The 17,978-nt window shown below is 73.9% G+C and carries 19 protein-coding genes; 7 read left to right on the plus strand and 12 right to left on the minus strand.

Translation table 11 applies throughout. The annotated features are described in order from the left end of the window. Positions 1–61 precede the first annotated feature (61 nt). Together ACWDD9_RS24780 and clpS are read right to left on the minus strand one after the other, a co-directional pair. Positions 62–634, minus strand: coding sequence for a DUF2017 domain-containing protein (locus ACWDD9_RS24780; RefSeq protein WP_049654316.1), 573 nt, complete (start codon positions 632–634; stop codon positions 62–64). A 92-nt stretch (positions 635–726) separates the two neighbouring features. Beyond that, positions 727–1,020 (minus strand): ATP-dependent Clp protease adapter ClpS, encoded by a 294-nt coding sequence (clpS, locus tag ACWDD9_RS24785; protein ID WP_049654313.1) that lies wholly within the window; start codon positions 1,018–1,020, stop codon positions 727–729. Between the two features lie 139 nt (positions 1,021–1,159). On the opposite strand from clpS, the gene ACWDD9_RS24790 reads away from it, so the two are divergent. Beyond that, positions 1,160–2,494 carry a nicotinate phosphoribosyltransferase gene (locus ACWDD9_RS24790; protein ID WP_416874826.1) on the plus strand — a complete coding sequence of 445 codons (1,335 nt, stop codon included), beginning with the start codon at positions 1,160–1,162 and terminating at the stop codon, positions 2,492–2,494. A 259-nt stretch (positions 2,495–2,753) separates the two neighbouring features. Further along, positions 2,754–3,344 carry an isochorismatase family protein gene (locus ACWDD9_RS24795; protein ID WP_449812675.1) on the plus strand — a complete coding sequence of 197 codons (591 nt, stop codon included), beginning with the start codon at positions 2,754–2,756 and terminating at the stop codon, positions 3,342–3,344. A gap of 106 nt (positions 3,345–3,450) precedes the next feature. On the opposite strand, the gene ACWDD9_RS24800 is transcribed toward ACWDD9_RS24795, so the two are convergent. Continuing rightward, positions 3,451–4,455, minus strand: coding sequence for a hypothetical protein (locus ACWDD9_RS24800; protein WP_449812676.1), 1,005 nt, complete (start codon positions 4,453–4,455; stop codon positions 3,451–3,453). Between the two features lie 256 nt (positions 4,456–4,711). Here ACWDD9_RS24800 and ACWDD9_RS24805 point away from each other — a divergent pair, with 256 nt between their 5' ends. Together ACWDD9_RS24805 and ACWDD9_RS24810 are read left to right on the plus strand one after the other, a co-directional pair. Next, positions 4,712–5,413 carry a hypothetical protein gene (locus ACWDD9_RS24805; protein WP_449812677.1) on the plus strand — a complete coding sequence of 234 codons (702 nt, stop codon included), beginning with the start codon at positions 4,712–4,714 and terminating at the stop codon, positions 5,411–5,413. 654 nt (positions 5,414–6,067) lie between these two features. Then, positions 6,068–6,508: a hypothetical protein gene (locus tag ACWDD9_RS24810; protein WP_049657761.1), complete on the plus strand. Its 441-nt coding sequence runs from the start codon at positions 6,068–6,070 to the stop codon at positions 6,506–6,508. Between the two features lie 90 nt (positions 6,509–6,598). Here the strand turns inward: ACWDD9_RS24810 and ACWDD9_RS24815 are convergent, their stop codons facing one another. Then, a complete protein-coding gene (locus tag ACWDD9_RS24815) occupies positions 6,599–7,195 on the minus strand; it encodes a DinB family protein (RefSeq protein ID WP_449812678.1) in 597 nt (198 codons plus the stop codon). A 205-nt stretch (positions 7,196–7,400) separates the two neighbouring features. Between ACWDD9_RS24815 and ACWDD9_RS24820 the strand changes: the two genes are divergently transcribed. Beyond that, positions 7,401–7,970: a GNAT family N-acetyltransferase gene (locus ACWDD9_RS24820; protein WP_449812679.1), complete on the plus strand. Its 570-nt coding sequence runs from the start codon at positions 7,401–7,403 to the stop codon at positions 7,968–7,970. Here ACWDD9_RS24820 and mycP read toward each other — a convergent pair. The 4 genes from mycP to ACWDD9_RS24840 all read right to left on the minus strand — a co-directional run bounded on the left by mycP (position 7,964) and on the right by ACWDD9_RS24840 (position 12,017). Beyond that, entirely contained in the window at positions 7,964–9,124 is a 1,161-nt protein-coding gene (gene mycP, locus ACWDD9_RS24825) for a type VII secretion-associated serine protease mycosin (protein WP_449812680.1), read from the minus strand. The genes ACWDD9_RS24820 and mycP overlap by 7 nt on opposite strands. A gap of 162 nt (positions 9,125–9,286) precedes the next feature. Further along, positions 9,287–10,717: a hypothetical protein gene (locus ACWDD9_RS24830; protein WP_449812681.1), complete on the minus strand. Its 1,431-nt coding sequence runs from the start codon at positions 10,715–10,717 to the stop codon at positions 9,287–9,289. A gap of 37 nt (positions 10,718–10,754) precedes the next feature. After that, complete coding sequence (locus ACWDD9_RS24835; RefSeq protein ID WP_049657753.1) at positions 10,755–11,204, minus strand: hypothetical protein; 450 nt, start codon at positions 11,202–11,204, stop codon at positions 10,755–10,757. A 99-nt stretch (positions 11,205–11,303) separates the two neighbouring features. Beyond that, positions 11,304–12,017 carry an endonuclease V gene (locus tag ACWDD9_RS24840; protein WP_117488008.1) on the minus strand — a complete coding sequence of 238 codons (714 nt, stop codon included), beginning with the start codon at positions 12,015–12,017 and terminating at the stop codon, positions 11,304–11,306. Positions 12,018–12,250: 233 nt separating this feature from the next. Here ACWDD9_RS24840 and ACWDD9_RS24845 point away from each other — a divergent pair, with 233 nt between their 5' ends. Further along, positions 12,251–12,523, plus strand: coding sequence for a hypothetical protein (locus tag ACWDD9_RS24845; RefSeq protein ID WP_380740328.1), 273 nt, complete (start codon positions 12,251–12,253; stop codon positions 12,521–12,523). Between the two features lie 36 nt (positions 12,524–12,559). Here ACWDD9_RS24845 and ACWDD9_RS24850 read toward each other — a convergent pair whose 3' ends face one another. After that, a complete protein-coding gene (locus ACWDD9_RS24850; protein WP_449812682.1) occupies positions 12,560–13,300 on the minus strand; it encodes an RDD family protein in 741 nt (246 codons plus the stop codon). Between the two features lie 74 nt (positions 13,301–13,374). After that, on the minus strand, positions 13,375–15,081 hold the full coding sequence (locus ACWDD9_RS24855; protein ID WP_449812683.1) for an RDD family protein: 1,707 nt from the start codon (positions 15,079–15,081) through the stop codon (positions 13,375–13,377). A 406-nt stretch (positions 15,082–15,487) separates the two neighbouring features. Here ACWDD9_RS24855 and ACWDD9_RS24860 point away from each other — a divergent pair, with 406 nt between their 5' ends. Continuing rightward, a complete protein-coding gene (locus tag ACWDD9_RS24860) occupies positions 15,488–15,904 on the plus strand; it encodes an SsgA family sporulation/cell division regulator (protein ID WP_049658875.1) in 417 nt (138 codons plus the stop codon). Between the two features lie 158 nt (positions 15,905–16,062). Here ACWDD9_RS24860 and ACWDD9_RS24865 read toward each other — a convergent pair whose 3' ends face one another. After that, positions 16,063–17,463: a glycosyltransferase 87 family protein gene (locus tag ACWDD9_RS24865; RefSeq protein WP_117488016.1), complete on the minus strand. Its 1,401-nt coding sequence runs from the start codon at positions 17,461–17,463 to the stop codon at positions 16,063–16,065. 174 nt (positions 17,464–17,637) lie between these two features. Further along, positions 17,638–17,811, minus strand: a complete 174-nt coding sequence (locus tag ACWDD9_RS24870; protein ID WP_449812684.1) for a hypothetical protein — start codon at positions 17,809–17,811, stop codon at positions 17,638–17,640. Positions 17,812–17,978 lie beyond the last annotated feature (167 nt).

The raw sequence follows: 17,978 nt of genomic DNA on the forward strand, positions 1-17,978 counted from the left end.
GCGACACGGTGCGTATACGGCGACCCCCGCGGAGCGGTCCGCGCAGAGCGGTCCGCGCAGGTCAGTCCGCCATCGCCTCCAGCAGCGACTCCTGCAGGGCGCCCAGCCACAGGTACGCCATCACCAGCGGCTTGCGCTCGTCGTCGTCGGGCAGCTCGTAGAGGCCGTCCTCGTCGTCCTCGGTGACCTCCAGCCGGACGCCGACGGCCAGCCGCAGGTCGTTCAGCGCGCCCAGCCAGCGCAGGCAGTCCGGCGCGGCCAGCTTGAGCACCCCGCCGCCGCCGAGCCCGTCCAGCGCCCGGACGACGAACAGCGCGTCGTCCCGCTTGCGGGCCCGCAGGTCCAGCTCGGTGAAGCGGCGGAACTCCCCGGACGCGACCTCGGCCTCCTCGTCCGCCGGCTCCTCCGGGTCGCTGTAGGCGTCCGGGAAGAACCGGGCCAGCACCGGGTCGGCGGGCGCCTCGGTCGGGCCCTCGGCGAACAGCGCGGCCAGCGGGTCGTCGCCCTCCCCGCCCGGACCGGGGCCGATCAGCTCCAGCACCTGCACTTCCAGCGAGCGCAGGATGGAGGCCTCCCACTCGTCCAGCGCGATCGCCGCGCCACCACTGCCGGCGCTCTCGAACAACCCAGCCATCTGTATCGGTCAGCCCGTCTTCGTCGTCTTCGGTCGTACGGCCGGCGCCGGTCGGCCCGGTGTCAGTCGGCTCGGCGTCAGTCGGCTCGGTGTCAGTCGTGCTGCAGCGTCGCCCAGAGGCCGTAGCCGTGCATCGCCTGGACGTCGCGCTCCATCTCCTCGCGGGAACCGCTGGAGACCACCGCCCGGCCCTTGGTGTGGACGTCCATCATCAGCTTCCGGGCCTTGTCCTTCGGGTAGCCGAAGTAGGCCTGGAAGACGTACTGGACGTAGCTCATCAGATTGACCGGGTCGTTGTGCACGATGGTCACCCAGGGCGTGTCCGGCTCGGTCACCGGCACCCCCTCGACCTCCGGGCGCTCGATCTCCACGGGCGCGACGCTCACCCCGGTCCTCCTCGCTGCACAGTCGTCCGTAACCACTCATGCCCCATGCTGCCATCCGGGGGACACCCGGGCGATTCCGCCCCGGCACGCTCGACGAGAAATCGTCACTCTGACGCTAAGTGGTAGTAGCATCATCCGTATGGACGCCACTTCCGTGCGAGCGGCCGCTTCGACCGCCCTGCTCACCGACCGCTACGAGCTCACCATGCTGCAGGCCGCCCTGCGCAGCGGGGCCGCGCACCGCAGCTCCGTCTTCGAGGTGTTCACCCGCCGCCTGCCGAGCGGCCGCCGCTACGGCGTCATGGCCGGCACCGGCCGGGTGCTGGACGCCGTCGAGAACTTCCGCTTCACCTCGCCCCAGCTGGACTGGCTGGCCGACCAGGACGTGGTCGACGAGGAAACCCTGCGCTTCCTCGCCGACTACCGCTTCCGCGGCGACATCCACGGCTACCCCGAGGGCGAGGTCTACTTCCCCGGCTCCCCCCTGCTCACCGTCGAGGGCACCTTCGCCGAGGCCGTGATCCTGGAGACGGTGATCCTCTCGATCCTCAACCACGACTCGGCCATCGCCGCCGCCGCCTCCCGGATGACCGCCGCCGCCGGCGGCCGCCCGGTGATCGAGATGGGCGCCCGCCGGGCCCACGAGCACGCCGCCGTCTCCGCCGCCCGGGCCGCCTACGTGGCCGGCTTCGCCGCCACCTCCGACCTGGAGGCCGGCTTCACCCACGGCATCCCGACCACCGGCACCGCCGCCCACGCCTTCACCCTGGTGCACGACAGCGAGCGGGACGCCTTCAAGGCGCAGATCGCCTCCATGGGCAAGGGCACCACCCTGCTGGTCGACACCTTCGACCTGCGCGAGGCCGTGCGCACCGCGGTCGAGGTGGCCGGCCCCGACCTGGGCGCCGTCCGGATCGACTCCGGCGACCTCACCCTGCTGGCCCACCGGGTCCGCCGCCAGCTGGACGACCTCGGCGCCGACCGGACCAGGATCATCGTCACCTCGGACCTCGACGAGTACGCGATCGCCGCCCTGGCCGCCGCCCCGGTCGACGGCTACGGCGTCGGCACCAGCCTGGTCACCGGCAGCGGGCACCCGACCTGCGCGATGGTCTACAAGCTGGTCGCCCGGGCCGAGACCGACGGCGGGCCGCTGATCCCGGTCGCCAAGCGCGCGGCCGGCGGCAAGACCAGCATCGGCGGCCGCAAGTGGGCGGCCCGCCGGCCCGACGCCGACGGCGTCGCCGAGGCCGAGGTGGTCGGCACCGGCCCCGTCCCGGACTACCTGCGCCCGCACCTGACGCAGGTGCCGCTGGTCCTGGGCGGCGAGACAGTCGGCCGGGAACCGCTCAGCGCCGCCCGCGACCGGCACGTGCGCGCCCGCGCCGCGCTGCCGCTGTCGGCCACCCAGCTGTCCAAGGGCGACCCGGTGCTGCCGACCGAACTGGTCCTGCCGGCCGGCCCCGGCCGCTGACCGGAACCCGGGGCCGGACCACCGGACCGGCCCCGGGGCTTCCGTCGCCGCCCCCGTCCCCGCGGACGGGATGTCCCGGACCGGCCCCGGGGCTTCCGCCCCCGGGCGCCACTCCCTAGAGTCAGCCGTAGAGTTCCCCGAGTTCCCCCGGAGCTCCCCGAGTACCCCCCGCGCCCGGCACGGCCGGCCGCGTACTCCCGAGGGCTCCCCCACCGGGGCGCCGCCTCCCGCGGGCCCCCGAGATCCGAGGATGCGAGTCATGCACCGGGCACTGATCGTCGTCGACGTGCAGAACGACTTCTGCGAGGGCGGCAGCCTGGCCGTCGCCGGCGGCGCCGAGGTGGCCGCCGCCATCACCGACCTGATCACCGAGTCCTCCCCCGGCTACCGGCACATCCTCGCCACCCGCGACCACCACATCGACCCGGGCGACCACTTCTCCGCCGAGCCGGACTACGTCGACAGCTGGCCGCCGCACTGCGTGGCCGGCACCGAGGGCGTGGGCTTCCACCCCAACTTCGCGCCCGCCGTCATCTCCGGCGCGGTCGAGGCGGTCTTCGACAAGGGCGCCCACTCGGCGGCGTACAGCGGCTTCGAGGGGCTGGACGAGAACAACCGCGGTCCGGTGGAGTGGCTGCGCGAGCGGCAGGTCGACCAGGTCGACGTGGTCGGCATCGCCACCGACCACTGCGTCCGGGCGACCGCGCTGGACGCCGCCCGGGCGGGCTTCACCACCCGCGTACTGCTGGACCTCACCGCCGGGGTGAACCCGGAGACCACCGCCGCCGCGCTGGCGGAGCTGCGGGCGGCCGGGGTCGAGCTGGTCGGCGCGCCGGTGGTCCGTTTGTAACGGCATTCGGGGGGTCGTGCCGTACGGGCGTGTTGTGCGGGCGTGTTGTGGGTGCGGCCGCGCGTCCCGGTCGGCCGGCGTGTTCCGGTCGGCCGGCGTCGCCCGCTCAGACCACCAGCAGCTCCACCACGTCCGTCCCGCCGACCCGGTACGCCTCGCGCAGTTCGCCGCCGACCGCGTCCGGGTCGGCGGCCAGCGCGGCCCCGCAGACGTACACCACCCGGATGCCCAGGTACTCCATCCGGTGCTGCCCGCCGCGCACCCAGGCGGCCTCGCCCTCGCTCACGCTGCGCAGCTCCGAGTCCACCTCCACCGCGACGCCCCGCTCCGGCCAGTAGAGGTCCGGGACGGCGATGTACGTACCGCCGCGCATCCGCAGCTCGGGGGCGTTCAGCGGGGCGGGCAGCAGCCGCTCGTCCACCAGGCGGCCGATCCGATCCAGCGCCAAGTCCCGCTCGACGGCCAGCAGTTCGTCCAGGGCGGCCCGCACCCGCGGTTCGCAGGTCAGCCCCGAGTCGGTCAGCTCGGACACCAACTCCCGTACCGTGCAGCGGTTCCCGGGCAGGGCGACGGCCTCCCGCAGCACCTCGCGCACCGGCGCCGCGCCACCCGGCTCCGCCGTCCACTCGACCAGCGCGTCGGCGACCGCCCGGGCCACCGGCGCACAGGCCAGGCCGTGCACCGAGCGGGCCACCAACTCCCGTTCGGTGCGCCGGATCCGCACCTCGCCGACGTCCTTCAGCCGGCGCTGCCGGGGCACCAGGACGTCCACCCCGGTCACCGCCGGCAGCCGGGGCACAACCGTGAAGCCGTACAGCGCCAGCGCGGCCGTACCGGTGATCACCGCCCCCTCCCGGCGGCCCTCCTCCCGGCCGTTCTGCGCGGCGTACAGCAGCGCGGCCCACATCCGCTGCTCCGGGGTGGGCTCGGCGGACTGCAGCAGGTAGACCCGGGGCAGCACCCGCCGCCAGGGGCCGCCCCGGCGGCAGTGCTCGGTGATGATCCGGGCCGGCACGCCCCGGGCGCGCAGCTGGCTCGCGGTGACGACGTTCTGTTGACGCTTCGCCAGCTCCTCCAGGGACGGCGGCGGCGACGGAATCCGGTAGCTCATGCCGACACCATCCCCAACCGTCCGGACCCGCGACCGAGACCCTGACGCACTGTTACCCAACCGTCGCGAAACCGGGATCAGCCCGCACTAAAGTCCTCATACCCTCACTCATTTGGAGTAATTGACGCTCATCAGGTTGTCATATGTGATCGAAAACGATCGCCGACCTGGTCGCCTGACCCAGAGTGATCAAAGGCATACGGCGAGGGACCCCCAAGGCGTCAATCCCGCCCCGGGGATTGCCTAGGCTTACGTCATGTCACGTGACGAGACCGCCGGCCTCCGCGCGGCCCAGCTCCGCCTCGGCCGTCTGCCCGGATACGTCCGCCGCCCGGACCCCGCCCGCCGCAGCGGCGAGAAGGGGCATACGTACAAGAAGGGCTGGGAGGTCCGCTTCACCGCCCGCAGTGAGGCCGAGATAGCAGAGATCCGCGACCTCGTGGTCGCCGCCGGGTTCGCCCCGGCCAGGCCCTTCTTCAAGGGCCACCAGCTCATCCAGCCCGTCTACGGCATGGCGGCCGTACAGGCCTACCTGGCCGCTAGACAGGCCGCCGAGGAGCATGCCGCCCGGGCCGCGCTCGGCCGCCGACGACGGGCCACCGGACACGCCCCCGGGGCGCTCACGGGGGGCGTGCACGCCCCCGCCGCGCACGCCACGGGTGTGCACGCGGCGAGCGCCCACGCCGCGGGTCCGCATGCCGCCGGCGCCCACGCCGCGGGTCCGCATGCCGCCGGCGCCCACGCCACGGGCGCGGCGCACACGGGCGCGGCGCACGCGGGCCCGGCGCACCGGTGCGAGCGCGAGGAGGCCGCCGCCGCAGCTGCGGCGGCTGCGGCCGCGGCAGCCGCGGCGGCGCAGGCGGCCCGGCGACGGGCCGTCGAAGCCTTCCCGACCCAGGTCGAACGGGACACCGCCGTCGACCGGATCTCCCCCACGGAGGCCCGGACGACCTCCTGACGGACAGCCGGCCGCTCCGCCCGCCCTCCCGCCCCCGGCGTTCCGCCCGGCCCGACCCGGGCCGCCGGGGTGTGGCGGACGCGCCCGGCGGCACACCGGCGGTCGCGGGACCACCCCGTCCAACGGCCGCCCCACCAGCGCGCCCTCCGCCCCGGCGCGCGGCGGGCGCCGGGTCCACCGAGTCCACGGCGCACCCGTTCCGCGCACGCCGTCCGGCCCGCCCGCGCGGACGTCATCGCGGTGACGACCATGCCCTCTTCCGTGGCGATCTTCCCCACGATCGTGAGTGCGGTTGTGCGGGTGGTTGTGCGCACCCAGGTTCGCGCCCTGGGCGTGGACGCCAGCCTCCACAGGGCCTACGGTGGCACATCAACCGCCCTGCGGCCGCCGTCGCCCCACACCCTCTGACCAGCCGCGACACGCTCGCACCTACGACTCCCGCGCCACTGCGCAGCACCGCTCCACCGGCCCTCGCCGGCCCTCCGCCCGGCCGTCCCGCCACCTCGCCGCACCCGGTCGCCACCGGAACCGGCCTGGCGGCGGCGGGTTCCGGGCATTCCATCGGATTGGTCACCCAGCGCACCGAGGGCCTACCGTAGAGTGAGCACAGATGATCGACCGTCAGAAACCCATCTCCCTTTCCGAGAAGCCGAGATGACCAACCGTCACGAGAGTTCAGCCGAGCCGCCCCCGAGGCCCGGCGAGCCGGCGGAGGTGCCCCTGGAGTTCACCGCGTTCTGCGAACTCCACCGCCCCCGGTACCTCAGCTACGCGCGCGTGTGGCTGACCGAGCACAGCGCCGCGGCCGTCGCCGTCCAACAGGCCTTCGCGGAAATCGCGGTGCACTGGCGGGAGTTGATGGGCAGCTCCAACCCCACCGCGCACGCCTGGGAGATCCTGCGCGGCACCGTCGCCGACCACACCCGCCAGGCGACCCCCGCCCCGGACCGCCACCCGGCCGACGACGACCTGGCGATCCTGCACTACGTCGTCGGCCTCGCCGCCCCCGAGATCGCCGACGTCATCGGCACGGACGCCGCCAGCGTGGCCGGACGGCTGCGCCGCACCATGCTGCGCGAGGCCTCCGGCTGGTGACCCCGCGCCCCGGCCGCCTCCGGTCCGGCCTCAGACCGGGCCTCGGCCCCGCTCCCGGGCCCGGCTCCAGGCCCGGCTTCAGGACCGGCTTCAGACCCGCTCGCCCGTCACGTCGAACAGGTGGTGCACCGGGTCGTGGATCAGGTACCGGGAGAACGACTCGACCGTGAACCGCGCCCCGTCGCTGCGGTTCCCGGTCCGCGCCCACTGCGCCCCCGCCACCCGCTCGAAAGCGGCGGCGAGCGTCTCAGCGGCCTCCGCCAGCTCCCCGGCCACCACCTTCGGGTCCTGCTCCCCGTAGCGCTCGGCGACGGCCGTCTCGTCCTGGTCCCAGTTGGGGAACAGCGGGTCGTCCAGGTCCAGCATCAGGTTCAGCCGGACGTCGAACAGCCGGAACACGTCCCGGACGTGGCACGCGTACTCCAGGTCCGACCACACCCCCGGAGCCGGCCGCCTGCGCAGCCCGTCCACATCCCCCGCCAGCACCGCCAGCCAGCCCTCCGCATTGGCCCGGACCATCCCGGCGACGTCCTCCCGCACCACCCGCGGAGTCTCCAACCCGCAGTCGGGGCACGGGCGTTCCAGCACCCAGGTCCAGTCCTTGGTGTCGGGGACGATCCCGTCGTCGGCGGTGTTCGTGGCGGCGATCGACGTGCTCTCGACCCGCGTGCGCTCAGGAGTGCTCATGGGCCCAGCATCTCCGCCACCGGGGGAACCCCACCAGCGGCAATGACGCCAGCGGTCGCCGAAATACTGCCACCCCCGGCGCATTCACCCGGCGCGACCGCCCGACACACGCCCCCGTCCCCGCGCGCACCCCAACCGGTGCGCGCCCGCACGCCAGGACTAAACACGTGGACGAACCGGAAGCCGACCATCCATCCTGGCCGCCATGACCGCTCCCACCGATCTCGCCGCCCTCGCCGTGAAGCCCACCCTGCACGGCCCCACCACCCGGCTCGTCCCCCTCGACGAACGGCACACCGACCCGATGTGGGAACTCTGCGCCGACGAGACCACCAAACGGCTCACCGGCACCCGCACCGCCTTCACCCGCAACCGCATCCACCAGTGGTGCACCACCCGCGCCCAACAGCCCGACCGCCTCGACCTCGCCGTCGAAGACCCCGCCACCGGCCGCTTCCTCGGCGAGGCCGCCCTCAACGACGTCGACCCCGACAACTCCTCCGCCGGCTACCGGATCGCCCTCACCCCGGACCACACCGGCCGCGGCATCGGCACCGAAACCACCCTCCTGGTCCTGCGCCACGCCTTCGAGACCATCCGCCTCCACCGCGTCCACCTCGAAGTCTTCGAGTACAACGAACGCGCCGCCCACTCCTACCGCAAGTCCGGCTTCACCCTCGAAGGCCGCTCCCGCCAAGCCCACCACTGGGACGACCGCTACTGGGACGTCCTCCAGATGGCCGCCCTACGCGACGAATGGCTCGCCACTCACTGACCCGCCCCCCGCCGCCTCCGCACCACCAACACCCCGACAAGGGCAACCACCAACACCAACCCCCCGGCCGCCACCCCCACGACCACCCCGACCCCGTTCCCGCCGCTCCCCTTGTCCCCCTCGGGGACCATGGGCACGACGGCGGGCTCGTCGGTCTCCTCGTCCACCGGAGGCGGAGTGCCCTTCGCCTCCATCCGCCCGAGCAGGGGGTTCTCCCGGGGCCCGTTGTCCACGGCGGGATTCGCCTCCAGGGCCTTCGCCGGCGCGACGAGCCCGTAGCCGTACTGACCGTTGGGCACCGCCGGCCCACCGGCCGGGCTCGTGGCCGACTTGATCATCCGATTGATCACCTGCCCAGCGGACAGGTTCGGGTACTTGGAACGGATGAGCGCCGCCGTCGCGGAGACGTAGGCAGTGGAATCCGAAGTACCGTTCCTCCGCTCGTAGCCCGTCGAGGACTTCGGAGCGGAACGGTAGATCCCCACGCCGGGTGCAGTGAGCGTGGTCTCGGGGCCGGACGTGGATCGCTCCCACACAACCCCGCTGGAGTCCACGGCTCCCACCGCCACCACGCCGGGGAAGGCGGCCGGATACTCGACCCCCAGACCGGCCCCGTTGCCCGAACTGGAGACCAGCACGATGTCCTTGGACACCGCGTAGTTGACCGCCTTCCGCAGCTTCGAGTCGAAGCGCGAATATCCTCCGATGGACATGTTGACGACCTTCGCACCGTGGTCCGCCGCGAAGCGGATCGCGTCCGCCAGGTCGTTCTGCTGAGGATCCGGGGTCGGCTGCGGCTCGGAGGTGGACTGGGAGTCCGGGCCGTCGCCGCCAGACTTGATCTTCACCGGGAGGATCTTCGCCTTCGGGGCAAGGCCCATGATCCCGTCCTGGGAACCGTGTCCGTGTCCGGCGATCAGGCTCGCCATCCCGGTGCCGTGGCCGTCGTTGTCCACTCGACCGTCCGTGTTGCCACCGGAGAAGTCACCGCCGGGAAGCACCTGTCCGGTGAGATCCGGCTGATCCTGGCTCACGCCCGTGTCGATCACGGCGACGACCACACCATCGCCTTGGCTCGTCGGCCAGACCTTCGTCTCCGCCTCGAGCGCCTTCAGAGCCCACTGCTGGTCCCTGATCTGATCGGCCGATGCCACCGGTGCCCCGACACCCCAGATCAGTGCCCCAGCGGCAAGGGTCGCCGTACCACGTGCCAACCGGCGGCTCGTCAAACCTGGTCACCCCACTCAGCGCGGCATCCCACAGGTCACCGACCTGCGGGATGCGATCAGAACCGTTGTCCGCTCACGGACCGGCTTTCATTCCACCACGTTCGGATTCGCGGGCTTCTTCGACGCCCAGGTCTCCTCGTCCTCAACGAGGTAGTCGGGCCGCTTGCCGTCCTTCCCCCGCTCCTTCTTGCGTCCTTGTGCTCCACCCAGCGGGATACCGGGAGACGCGCCGTTCGTCGTAGCGGGGCCCGACTCACCCCTGAGGCGATTGCGTGCTCCCAGCCCGGACCCGCCTTCCGTGAACGACTGCTTGCCCTGTGCGCCACCCGGCTTCGCCGTCTCTCCCGCGACCCCGCCAGGTCGCGCCAGAGAACCCCCGGACTGCCGGCCACCAGAAGCTCCAGGGCCTCGGGCGCCCATGACCGGACTGACCTCACCGGAACCACCGGGAGCCCGACCGCCACGCGGACCGGAACCCTCGACCGGCACCACGCCACCCGCGATCTCCCGGCCTCCGGGGCCGACCTTCCCCGGGCCGACGATCGGCGCGGCCGGAGAGACGGTCGTCGGGCTGGTGGTGCGAGGGGTCTCCGGACCATTGGCACCCCCGAACGGCCCGGTGGCGGTGCCCCCGGCCTGCACGAGCTCCACTCCGGAGGTCTGTGTCCCGGCCAGCGCCGGACTCGGCATGCTTCCGCTCGCGGGCGCCACTGGCCTGCCGGAGATGCCGTCACCGGAACCACGACCCGGTGGGACCGAGGGCTTCGACGGAGTCTGCGCCGTACCGCCCTTGATCCCCGAGTCGGTCGGAGCAGGCGTACTCCTCGCCACGGGCCGAGCCGTCATCGGCGGCTGGGCGGAACTACGTTGAGAAGGCGGGACGGTCGTCGGCCGTGTCGATGCTCCCGCCGCTCCCACCGAGGTGCCCGACATCATCGCGGCCGCCGTCGCCGCGGCACCACTCGGATCACCCTGGGCGCCGTCTGCGGGGTCGTCCCGGATCGGCTGCCGCGGCCTCGCATCCAACGCCGGCGGGGGCTTCAGGGCCGGGGTGGCGACGCGGTAGTGCATGGCGAGGGTTTGCATGATGGCGGCCGCTTCGGCCTTCTTGCGGTCGGCGAGGGGGATGTGTTCGTCGTCGTCGCCGAAGAGGGCGTCGCCGACGGTGTCCTTGACCTTGTCCCAGTTGCCGGGTTCCTCGGGCATGTCGCGCTTGGCCTTGGCCATGGCTTCGGAGGTGTTGTGGAGGGTGTTGGCCGCGTCGTTGGCGTAGGCGGCGGCGTTGTTGATGCTGGCGGCCAGGGTGAGCATGCGGGTGTGGAAGGCGTCGCTGGTGGTGCCTTCCCAGGAGGTGGCGGCTTCGGTGCTGGCCTTGGTGAGGGTCTGGCGGATCTGCTTGAGGGTGTCGGCGGCCTTGCGCCAGGGGTCGCCGGCGGCCATCACCGCGCCGGGGTCGAGGGCCTGTGCCATGGTGCGGAGCTGGGCGTGGCTGTACTTGGTGAAGTCGGTGTAGACCACGGGCGGTCGGCCTCCGTTCGGGGCGGGCGGGCGGCGGTCAGACGGTGGCGTTGCCGCGGGTGGACGGGGTGCGGTTCTGCTGGGCCGCGGCCTGGCTGCTCGCGGAGGGCTGGGCGACGGACCAGCCGTCGTCGCCGAGCTTGAGCTTCGTGGCGGTGTGCTGGTCCTGCTCCTCGTAGTTGGTGGCGGTGAGGTCGGCCTTCTGCTGGGCCTCGTTCACGGCTTCCTGGAGCTGGTTGAGGACGTCGCGCAGCGCGTCCCGCATGGTGCCGTAGCGGCCGTGGATCTCGGCGGCCTCGGCGAAGGTCCCGAAGGCGGTCTTGCCGATGCCGCTGCGGCCGTGGGCGTCGGTGCCGTCGGCGTGTTTCTGGAAGTCGGCGAGCAGCAGCCGTACTTGGCCGGCGAAGGCGCGGAGCTGTTCGACCTCGACGCGGTAGCCCTGTCCGGCTCCGCCGGTCGATCCGGTTCCGGTGGTCCCTGTGCCCATGTCGGCGCCTCCCCCGTGCGTCCGTCCCCCTGGCGGCCGGGGCCGGGCCCCGGTGTCTCATGTCTAACACACCGGGCCCGAATCCCGCCCGGGGCATGGTCAGTTCGCGTTCGTCCCGGTGCGTCGGGCGTCGGCGAGGGCGCGGCGGCAGAGCGAGTCGGCGTGCCGGGTGGTTTCGGGGAGGCGGTAGTGGCGGGCGAGGTCGAGGGTGGTGCGGACGGCGGTGTCGAGGCCGGTGCGGTGGCCGACGGAGACGAAGACGGGTTTGACGCCGGCCCTGGTGCGGACGGCGCGGCCGACCTCCTCGCCGGTGGCGGGGTCGGTGAGGGGGGTCCAGGAGCCGCGTGCTGCGTCGGGTTCGTGGTGGTCGAAGGTGAAGGGGGTCTTGGCGACGCCGAGGGTGCGGAGTCCGGTGAGGATGCCGAGGTGGCTGGCGAGGCCGAGGCGGCGGGGGTGGGCGAGGCCGTAGCCGTCGCAGACGACGGTGTCGGGGGTGCGGGTGAGGGCGGCCAACGCGTCGAGGACGGCGGGGAGTTCGCGGAAGGCGAGCAGTCCGGGGACGTACGGGAAGGCGATCCGGCCGACGGCTGTGGCCTGTTCGACGACGTCCAGGGTGTCGCGGTCGAGCAGGACGGCCGCGGCGGCGACGAGGTCGTGTTCGTCGTCGTAGGCGACGTCCACGCCGGCGATCAGGGTGCCGGGGGCGGCGGGGTCCCGGCCCGGGTCGTCGTGGGGCTGGACGAGCGGGCGCAGCCGCTCCTGTTCGGCGAGTGCCTCGGCCTCGGTGGTGGGCCAGTCGGCGGGGATGGGCATGGTCGGTTCCCCCGGGTACGTGGTGCTCGGTGATACGTGCTCTGCGACAGTGCGTGGCAGGTGCCGGTCTCACCGTACCGAGCGGGCCGGACGACCCCGGGGTGAGCCCGTGCGCCCCCTGTGCCCCCGCCTCCGGGGGCTAGCCTGGACGTACCCGTCCTCCCCGCGGGGTAGCACCACTGGAACCGGCTCCACTCCCGCCCGTTTCCCCCGACGTGCGAAGGACCCCCGCCATGCCGCGCCCCTCCGTCGCCCAGGCCTGCCTCGGCTCGTTCACCGTCGTCGCCACCACGGTGGCACTGCTGGCCGTCTCGGGCGCCTCGGGCGTCCTGGCGGTCGTGGTGCTGGTGGGGTTCGCGCTGGCGCTCGGCACCGTGGTGACGGTGCTTTCGATGTCCGCCGCCGCGGCCAGGTCCGCCACCGTGGCGTCGGGTCCCGGGGCCCCGGCCGCCCCGCCGCACCCCACCGCGACCGCTGCCGGGCACGCGTACGCCCGGCAGCGCTGATCCGCCGCCGGGCGCGGGCGCGTCCCGCCGCGCCGCTCAGACCTCCGTGGTGACCACCACGGTCTTCGCGGCCTTGTCGTGCAGGCACTGCCGGTAGGGCTTGTCGAAGACGCCGAAGAGGCCGTCGACGATCCACCAGAGCGCGGCGCAGCAGAGCACGGCCGGGAGGATGAAGACGGCGGCGCGGGTCCAGGCGGCGGACTGGGTGGGCTTGTTCCCGTCGACGAGCATGGCGACGCGGATCTTCATCGCCTTCTTGCCGAGGGTCTGGCCGTCCCGGCTGAGCATCAGGGCCTCGTAGACGAGGTAGATGGCGCAGCCGAGCCAGAACGCCTCGGTGGAGCCGTTGCGCGTGCTGAGGTCGGTGAAGGGGCCCACGATGATCACGCCGACGGCCTGCATCAGGAGGTAGTCGATCAGCCGGGCGAGGAACCGCTTGGGCCAGGTGCCGATCGGCGGCATGCCGGGGACGGGGCCGCCGCCGGGGGTGCCGTACGCGCCGGGGCCGTAGCCGGTGCCGTGGCCGGGCGGCGGCTGGTCGTACGGGTTCTGGCCGTACGGGTTCTGACCGGGGGTCGGTTCGCCGTACGGGCTTCCGCCGTAGGTGCCCTGGTAGGCGCCGGGACCGCCGGACCGGTCACCGGACGGGTCGTGGGACGGGGTCGGGCCCGACGGCTCGCCTTCCGGCGTGCCGCCGCCCGGCTGCGGGGGCTGCTTGTCGAAGGAGGGCGTACCGCCCCCCTCCGGCTGGGGGCCTGAGGGGTCGTGGGTGCTCATGCCCCCGAGTAGAACATCACATATTCTCGATGTTCGGGACATTTTGTCCGTTTTGCACCGGGCCCTACCAGCCCTCAGCCGCGCACCACCCGGGTCCGGGCCGCGCGGTCCTGCCAGCCCCGCCGCGCCGTACGGTCGAACACCGGCCAGACCAGGCCGAGCAGCAGCACCGCGCCCAGCTGCCGCACGGCCCAGCGGAGCAGCGAGCGGCCGAGGCTCAGCCTGGTGCGGGCCGCGGGGGCGGCGGCGTCCACCACGCGGATCCGGACGATCCGCTTGCCGAAGGTCTGTCCGGTGCGGGCGACCGGCAGCACCTCGTAGAGCAGGCTGACGAACAGCAGGATGCCGATCAGCACGGCGATCTTGCCCAGCACCACGTCGTCCACCAGCCAGACCTGGACCTGGCGCCGGGTGAGGGCGCTGGCCATCCGGGCCTGGTCGACCTTCTGCCGGAGGTGGTCGGAGACCGAGTTGCCGAGCGGGATCCCTGCGGCGACCGCGACCACCAGCAGCACGGCGGTGTCCACCGTCCGCGCCGCCAGTCGGCGGCCGAGGCCGGCCGGCCCGGGGATCCGGGTGGTCCGGGCGTCCCGGGAGGTCCGGGCGGCCCGGGAGGGCGCGGGGACGGGGGTGGCGGCGGGCGGGCGGGGCTGGACGGCGGTCTCCCGGACCGCCCGTACGGCGGGCAGCGGAGCGGCGTGGGCGGAGGCGGTCGCCGCCACCGCGGCCAGGGGCTTCGAGGCGGCCGCGGCCGCGGCCGGGGCCGGGGCCGGGGCCTGAAGCGGGCCCCGGAGCATCTCCTCGCCGACCACCGGCACCGGGCCCGAGGCCAGGACGGCCGGCACCGGGGCCTCCCGCACCGCCACCGCCACGGCGGGAGCGCCGGCGGCGGCCAGTTCCGCGGCAATCGGAGCACGCTCGGGCTCCGCACGCCCCTGCTCCACCTCGGGCGCCTCCGGAAGCACCCCCCAGGAGACCCAACGGGGCGCGTCGCCCGTCTCCATCAGGCCCCGCTGCGCCCGCGGATCGGCCTGCCAGCCGGACTCGAAATCCCCGGCGACCGGAGCGGCGGACGGGGCCGGAGCCGGGCCCAGCCCCAGCCCCAGCCCCGGGACGGGGGCCGCCTCGGGCACCGCGCCGAAGGCCACCGACGCGTCCACGACCCCGGGCGGCTCGGCACCGGCGAAACCCGACGGCCCCCCGGAGGGCACCCCGAACGGCACCCCCGGCGAAACCCCCGACAGCACCCCCGGCCCGTCGACCGTCCGGAACACCGGCCCGCCGATCACCTCCGCCACCCGCGGCCCGAGCACGAAGGACGCCCCGCCCGAGGTCTGGTCGAAGTACACCGGCCCGGTGTCGCCCCCGCCCGCCGGCAGCCCGCCCCGCACCTCCGCCACGGACCCCGGGGGCGCCACCCCGGAAGGCGCCGACCCCGGGGGAACCGACCCCAGCGGCACCGCCCCCAGGGCCACCGGCTCCGGAGCCACCGGTTCCGGGGCCACCGGCCCCGCACACCCCGCCTCCGGCGCCACCGCCTCCAGCAGCACCACCGGCGGCGGCACCGCCCGCGCCGCCGGCCCGCCCGGGACGGGAGGGCGGGTCGCGTACCGGGGCGGCGCCGGCACCTCGCCCTCGGCGGGCGCGGGCCGACTGGTGCCGGGCACCCAGGCCGAGCCGCCCCAGTACCGGATGAAGCCGGGGATGGAGGGGTCGGGGTAGTAGCCGGGCTCGGGTGCGACGGCCGGGTCGCCGGCGGCGGCGAAGGGGCGGTCCGTCATGGGGGTCTTCTTTCCTGGCAGGGCCTGACGAGGACGGTGCGGGCCGACCGGGCCCGACCACCGCAGACGCGTCCCCCCGCGCGCACGACCAGGCGCGCGCCCGGCGTTCGGCGCGCGTGGGGGAGCCACCGATGGGCGGACAGTCGCCGGGCAGTCACAAAGGGTAGTACCTCATCGAAGCCGTGACGGAAAGTTCGCGAATCCCCGGACAGCGGAGGGTGGCTCAAGGTAAGGAACCCAGCGCACGACGATGGCCCGCGCGCCGTGCCACCCGCCGTTCACCACCCCTCACCAAACTTCCCGAAGAAATCCCGGAAACGTGTGTAAGAGCCGGTGCGGACCGCCCTCTCAAAGGTCACAGGGGCCCGGAACCGGGCACCGCCCGAAGGCAGAGAGGAAGACGATCATGGAGCGTCCCGTCAGCGTCGTCGAGCACGAGCTGGAGCTCAACCTGGTGCTCTCGCCGGAGCACAGCGTCCCCGTCCCGGCCCGACTGTCCTACGGCAGCCACGACCCGTACGCGGTGTACATCACCTTCCACCTGGACACCGGTTCCCCGGTGACCTGGGTGTTCGCCCGCGAGCTGCTGGTCGAGGGCACCTTCCGCCCGTGCGGCCAGGGCGACGTGCGGATCTGGCCGACGCGCTCGGGGCGGCGCAGCGTGCTCTGTCTGGCCCTGAGCTCGCCCGCCGGGGACGCCCTGCTGGAGGCCCCGCTGCCGATCGTCGCGGCCTGGCTGGAGCGGGCGCACCGGCTGGTCCCGCCGGGCAGCGAGCTGGCCGCGCTGGACATGGACGGCTCGCTCGCCGAGCTGCTCGCCTAGGCGTGCGCCGCAGCGTGCACCGGCACGGACAGCAGCAGGGACACGGACACGGACACCCGCGAGAGCACGGCCACGACCGCGACCACGAGCACGGGCAGCGGGCTCGGCGGGAACCGCGAGCGCGGGAACAGGGAAGCAGGAGCGGCGCCCCCGCCGGCTCAGCGGGCCGCGGGGGCCTGCTGACGACCGCGGGCGGCGTCCGGGCCGCCGGTCTCCCGCTGTCCGGGCAGCCGGACCAGCGGCGCGCCGGCCGAGCGCCGTCGGGCCCTTATCCGGACGGCGGCGGCGATCAGGAAGCAGAGTCCGACCCACGGGTAGACGGAGGTCGGCAGCTGGCGCCACGGTGACATGTCGAGGACGGCCAGGCCGACCGGCTTCGCGGCCCACATCGCGAAGGACAGGAACGCGACCAGCGTGGCCCAGAAGGCGGCCCGCCAGCGCAGTCGGCGGACGCCGGCCGGGCGGGCGTGCTCGACCGAGGCCTCGGCGGCGAGCAGGACGAGCATCGGCACGCACCAGACCCAGTGGTGGGTCCAGCTGATCGGCGAGATCAGGACGGCGGTGACGGCCGCGCAGCAGACGCCCCAGGCCTCGGCCCGGGGCAGCCAGCGGCCGCTGCGCGCGGCCCAGGCGGCGACGGCGAGGCCGGCCACCGCGACCAGGCCGGCGCCGAGGGTGGCGACGGTGCCGGGGTCGGCGCTGTGCAGCAGGCGGGCGAAGGCGCCGCGCATCGACTGGTTGTCGACGATCCAGGTCTTGCCGACCCGGGAGGAGTCGTAGAGGTACTTGGTCCAGAAGCCCCAGGTGGCGTCGGGCAGGACCAGGGCGCCGAGCAGGAAGGTGCCGAGGAAGGTGAGGCCGGCCACGAAGGCGGCCCGGATCCGTCCGGTGACCAGCAGGTAGACCGCGAACAGGCCGGGGGTGAGCTTGATGCCGGCGGCGATGCCGATCGCCACTCCCTTGCTCCGCCGCCCGTCCGGACGGGTGAGGTCCCAGAGGATCAGGCAGGCCAGCGCGAGGTTGATCTGGCCGTAACGGAGCGTGGTGAAGACCGGTTCGAGCCAGACCCCGAGGCCGGTCACCAGGATCACGCCGATCGGCCGCAGCTCGCGGCGCGGCCACCCGGCCAGCTTGAAGGACAGGTGGGTCAGCAGGGCGAGCAGCCCGATGTTGCCGAGAGTGATCGCCACCCGGAGGAAGGGGACCGGGAACCAGGTGGTCGGGACGAACAGCATCGCCGCGAACGGCGGGTAGGTCGCGGGCAGGTTCCACTCGGTGACGCGCAGCGCGTACAGGTCGGTGCCGTTGGCCACGGCGGCGCCCTCGGCCCGGTAGACGATCATGTCCACCATCGAGGTGTGCACGAAGTGGCGGACCACCGCGTACACCAGCAGGGACAGCAGCGCGACGGCGGAGGCCGCCAGCAGCGGGCGGCGGGGGGCCTCGCGCAGCGCCCGGACGGGGGCGCCGAGGGCCCGGCGCAGCCGGTCCGACAGGGGGGCGGGCGAGGGGTCGGGTGCGGTCCGCACCGGGCTGCGCTCGTCTTGCACCGCTGTCACTGTCCACTCCGTCCACGGCTGGGCCAACCAGCGACGATACCGGATGCCGCCCGGGCGGAACCGGACACGATCGACTACCCGGCGTGACAGACCGGCCCTGACCAGCCGTCCTCCGCCGCGAGCGGGGCACGGACGGCCAGAGCCGGGAATCAGGCGATCACGCGATCACGACCCTCAGCCCGTGTACGCCCCCAGGGCCCGGGTGAAGTCCACCTGCTGCTGGACGACGCTGGAGCACGTCGCGTCGGCATGGGCCTTGGCCCCTGCGACCAGGTCGTACGGCGGGTGGAGCGGGGTGTCCACGCACAGGGTGTGTCCGGCCCCGGCGCCGACCGGGGGAACGGGCACACCGGTCGCCGTGGGGGTGACGGCCGGGGTGGGGTCGGCGCCGGGGTGGAGGTCGGCGCGACCGACGCTAGCGGTGGGCCGGGGGCGCGACGGGCGGGCTGAGCGAGCGGTAGAGGTCCCTTAGGCCGCCGTTAAGGAAGAGCGCACGGGCGCCGTAGCGCCACACC

The sequence above is a fragment of the Kitasatospora sp. NPDC001119 genome (assembly GCF_053598475.1).